Origin of the sequence: Okeania sp. SIO2F4 (assembly GCF_010672385.1) — a bacterium.
In the GTDB taxonomy this organism is placed as follows: domain Bacteria; phylum Cyanobacteriota; class Cyanobacteriia; order Cyanobacteriales; family Microcoleaceae; genus Trichodesmium.
The window spans coordinates 1-4,552 of the sequence record NZ_JAAHGT010000807.1 but is presented as its reverse complement, the minus strand read 5'-3'; the positions used below and the strand labels follow the sequence as shown (position 1 = coordinate 4,552).

The 4,552-nt window shown below is 35.3% G+C and carries 2 protein-coding genes; both read right to left on the bottom strand.

Features of this window, described 5'->3' with window-relative positions:
- Nucleotides 1–659: 659 nt before the first annotated feature.
- On the bottom strand, nucleotides 660–2,135 hold the full coding sequence (locus tag F6K22_RS33050; protein ID WP_293108089.1) for an alpha-amylase: 1,476 nt from the start codon (nucleotides 2,133–2,135) through the stop codon (nucleotides 660–662).
- 761 nt (nucleotides 2,136–2,896) lie between these two features.
- Nucleotides 2,897–3,514, bottom strand: a complete 618-nt coding sequence (mtnB, locus tag F6K22_RS33045; RefSeq protein ID WP_293108086.1) for a methylthioribulose 1-phosphate dehydratase — start codon at nucleotides 3,512–3,514, stop codon at nucleotides 2,897–2,899.
- Nucleotides 3,515–4,552: the final 1,038 nt, after the last annotated feature.

The window sequence follows — 4,552 nt, the reverse complement described above, 5'->3', positions numbered from 1 at the left end:
AAGCATTCAGCGGTCAGCTATTAGCTAGCCTCCTGGGTCGGAACTGCGGCCTTCAGCTTTATTACTTTTAAAGTAATTGAGAGATTTCATGCTGATTAAAAGTTACTGTAAAAGTCCATTAGTCAACCTTAATAGTCTATCGAACCACATAGTTCATTCAAAAGCTGAGAGCTGACCGCGAGCTAGCTGAATGCTTACGATTTCAACAATAAATGATGTGAAATTATTAGAGGCAATTGTTTCTCAAATTCCCAACCTTGCTTCTACAGATAAATAGCGAAAACTGTATTCTGAATAATATCAAATTTACCTAAAAACTAAGGTTTAAAGCCTCTCCTATATGGGAGTAATATCAAGTCCGGTAGCATCGGTGTAATTAGATAATAGAGTGTGGGGAGGGTGTGGAGTGTGGGGAGTGTGGGGGGATAGGGAAATATAGAAAGATTTGGCATGATGTGAAGATGGAACATTTTTTTATACTGAATTAATCGGATTTGATATAAAAAAGAAAAAATTTTCCTTTTAAACAATCTTCTTCTGTTTAAGAAGAGGTAATTATTAATTATTAATTGTTAATTATTGAAAAATTAGCCAGGGATGGATTAACGTCTAATATAAACTATTAAACCCACCTCCTGGGAATAACCTATCTCCTACCTTTATTCTTCCAACCAAACAGAAACCGAACCACCATTACAACGAAACTTTGCCCAACCCCACTCATTTGTATAAATAGGTTCCTGAATATGTTCCGTGAGGTCATAAAACTTAGCATTAGCTCTACCTACTTCCATCCACTTGTAACCAGGATAACTATCGCTCATAATTACAGCCATTGCTTTTGGATGTTCTTCAGTACCCAAACGAGTCCAACCTACAGTATTGTAATGATCGAAATAATCATATTGCTCCCCATAAGCATAATATTTCCGGGCAAAAAGTAACTTATCAATTATCCAACGGTGGGATGGTAAGAAAATATTGTAACGGTTGCCATCTTTTCCATAATCTTCATACTCTGCACCATAATAGTCAGCATAAAAAATGCAAGGATATCCTTCACGACGCAACAAAATAATCGCATAAGCTAAAGGCTTAAACCAAGGTTCAACAGGAGCCTCCAATGCTTGTAAAGGTTGGGAGTCATGGTTTTCCACAAAAGTCACAGCATTGACCGGACGTTCCTGCATCAAAGTACCATTGAGAATATAGCGCATATCATAATGTCCGCCCGACTTACTCGCATAATAAAAATTGTAATGCAGAGGAACATCAAACACAGACATTCTGCCACCAACTGAATTAATATACCAGTGCAACGTACCAATATCGTTGAACCAATATTCCCCCACCATAAATAAATCCTTCTGAAAATGATGTTCTAATACATCTATCCACAGAGGAAAAAACCAGGATGAAATATGTTTGATAGCATCTAGACGGAAACCATCCACTCCCGTAGTTTCTATATACCACTTACCCCAACGTATTACTTCATCCCGAACTTCTTTACTCTGGAAATCAACGTCAGCTCCCATTAGGTAAGCAAAATTTCCTTTCTCCAACGCCACATAATCATCAAAACTTTTCCCTTCAAATAGATATATTGTATTTTGTTCCTTGCTATAGTCATCATAATCAACTGCATCAAAATGCCACCAATGCCACTCGAAGTCAGAATACTTTTTTTGCCGACCAGGAAATGGAAAATGAGTATAACCTTTAACCTCACGCATTCCACCCTTGGGATGAATGCGGTTATCCTTAGAAAAAGGAGTAGCTTTGACAATTTCTGTTCCATCAGCACCCATGCGGTGGTTGAGAACTCCATCAGCATACACATCAATACCAACATTATGCAGAGCTTGAATAGCATCTAAATATTGTTGGCGATCGCCATATTTTGTTCTAACAGTACCTTTTTGGTCAAATTCCCCCAGGTCATACATATCGTAAACCCCATATCCCACATCATAAGTCCCCCCAATACCTTTGTAAGCTGGTGGTAACCACATAGCAGTAAAACCTGCATCTGCTAATTCTTGAGCTTGACTGGCCACTTCATTCCATAGGATGAGGTTGGGGTCAATATACCAGTGGAAATATTGCATCATTACGCCATTAATTGCTGCCATTTTGGGAAATCCTCAAATCTACCAAAATAATTATGGCTGTTTTGTGGTGTTGAAGCAATAGTATTTGCGTAGTGTGACTGGTGGACAGACACATCTCAAATTTTTCGTTAGCTCTTTGGGGCGGGTTTATTTCATCTGGTGGTTAAACTCGTTAATTTCAATTAGAACCCGCCCCTACTATTGCAACATTTTCGGCGTGTCACGCTAATATATAATATATATAATATGTCGCATTACTACTTAGCCGACACTTCCAGGTTGAAGCAGGAACAGAAATAGGTAATCAATCAGATAATTATAAATTTTACTGATTTTTGTATATTTCTGGGAACGGCAGGTTTTAGATTTAGCTTAAAGCCGAATTTTGTTGAACGTATTCCACAGTGTTAATAACCGATATCAACTATCATTAACTAGCCATAATAATCAGCTACCTTTAGTCATCTAAAAATGACTTGTACTGTGAGATAAGAAATTTATTTATTGGTAGATAACAAAGCCACAAAACTTTATACCTGATAGCTCGCCAAGAATTTCAATTCGTAAGCTTTTAGCTTAAGTAATCTCCAAGATGACTCAATTATCTATGCCATCTTTTTGTATTTTGGTTAATTAATGCAATCTGATATTATTGGTACAATTAACAATGGTTAGGCAGAAAAAAATTAACACAAAATACTAGATAGAGTAAATTTTTATCAAGGATGATTAATCCTCAATTATTTATCCTGAATCATTTTTTTTAAGTCATAAAATATGACTTAAAAACTAACTTGTCTAGCAGCCATCATATAACGGAAAATATATTCTACTAATTCAATATAATTATAAGCAGATTCAGGAGAGTTTGCCCAAACTGTTACACCGTGGTTACGAATTAGTAGAGCAGGAATTTTTGGTGGAGATTCTAAGAAGCGATCGCTTATTTCATTGGCAATTTTTTTGACTTCTAAATGATTCACAAATAAAGGCATTTCTACCGAAGGGTTTTCTTGCCAAATTCCCAAACCTTTCAACATTTCTAGTGATGGTAAAAGCAAACCATTTCCCTCAGTAAAATTAGAGACTAAATTTGCCTCTATAGAGTGTACATGATAACAAGCTTTAGCTTCTGGAAAAGATTGATAAATAACTTGATGAATACTTGTTTCAGCGGAAGGGCGAAAATCAGGATTTGGTTTTTCTAATACTTGACCATCTATATCTACTCGAACAAAATCTTGTTCAGTTAATTCTCCTTTTGGGCGACCACTAGCAGTAATCCAAAAACTATTATCTGGTAGACGAGCGGAAAGATTTCCAGCAGTACCTACCATCCAACCTTTTTGATAAAAGTGTGTCGCTGCAGATATTAAAGATTCACGGGGGTCAATGTTCATTTTTAAGTAATATTTACAAATTTCTATAACTGTTTAGTATTAGTTTGGTAAATAGGATTAATGTAAGCATTCAGCCGTCAGCTATTAGTTATTAACTCCTTATCAGACCGAAGGAGGAATTAGTCTCCAAGGAGAATTAAAACTTATGTTTACGCAGTATTCCACAGGAAAGAAAAAAGTCATCAGCTAACCTTAGTAGTTGCTTGATTCTTTTCAAAGAGGAAAAGCTTTCAATAATTAATAATTAATAATTAATAATTAATAATTACCTCTCCTTGAAAACGGATAGGATTGACGAACAGGAAAAATTTTTCTTGTTTCTCCACGGCGAGTGAGAGGCTTGAAACCTTAATTTTTCGGTAAGCTTAATACTAATAGCTGAATTATTATAGATGAATCTTTTTAATTTATCAACATCTAGACTAAATATTAAATATTAAATATTAAATATTTTATTAATCTCTGTTAATTAGATAGCGGTTCATTAATGAGAAACAGTATTTTTTTCCCTCGTTTATGTTTTCTATTTGCTAAAATATAAAACTTCTGTACCTAATCTATTTTATAAATGATACATTACTTTCGTAAGCATTCAGCCCTAAGCTAGCCTCCTGGGTCGGAACTACGTTAACAGTTATTAGCAGACCTCTTGCAAAAGTTTTAATTAAATCAATTTCAAGATATGAAATTGTTGATTTCATTCCCTATTCCCTATTCCCTGACTTCTGCAAGAAGTCTAGCTATTGTTTTTGGTTTTAGATAAAAGCTTTATTTAAAGCCACCAGACAGAGCGGGGTTTTATCGAGCCAGAGTTAAATCTTACTACAAAAGTAGGGTCTTATTGCTGAGAGCTGAGAGCTGAGAGCTGAATGCTTATTTACTTTCTATTTCGAGAATACCATTATTTGATAATTGAGTTAAAGTTGTGGATGAAAATAATATCAATAAAGGGCTACTAAGATAACATGAACCCACTAAATCGGTTTTCTGACCGAGCAACAGATTATGCCAAGTATAGACCAAACTATCCAAAAGAAG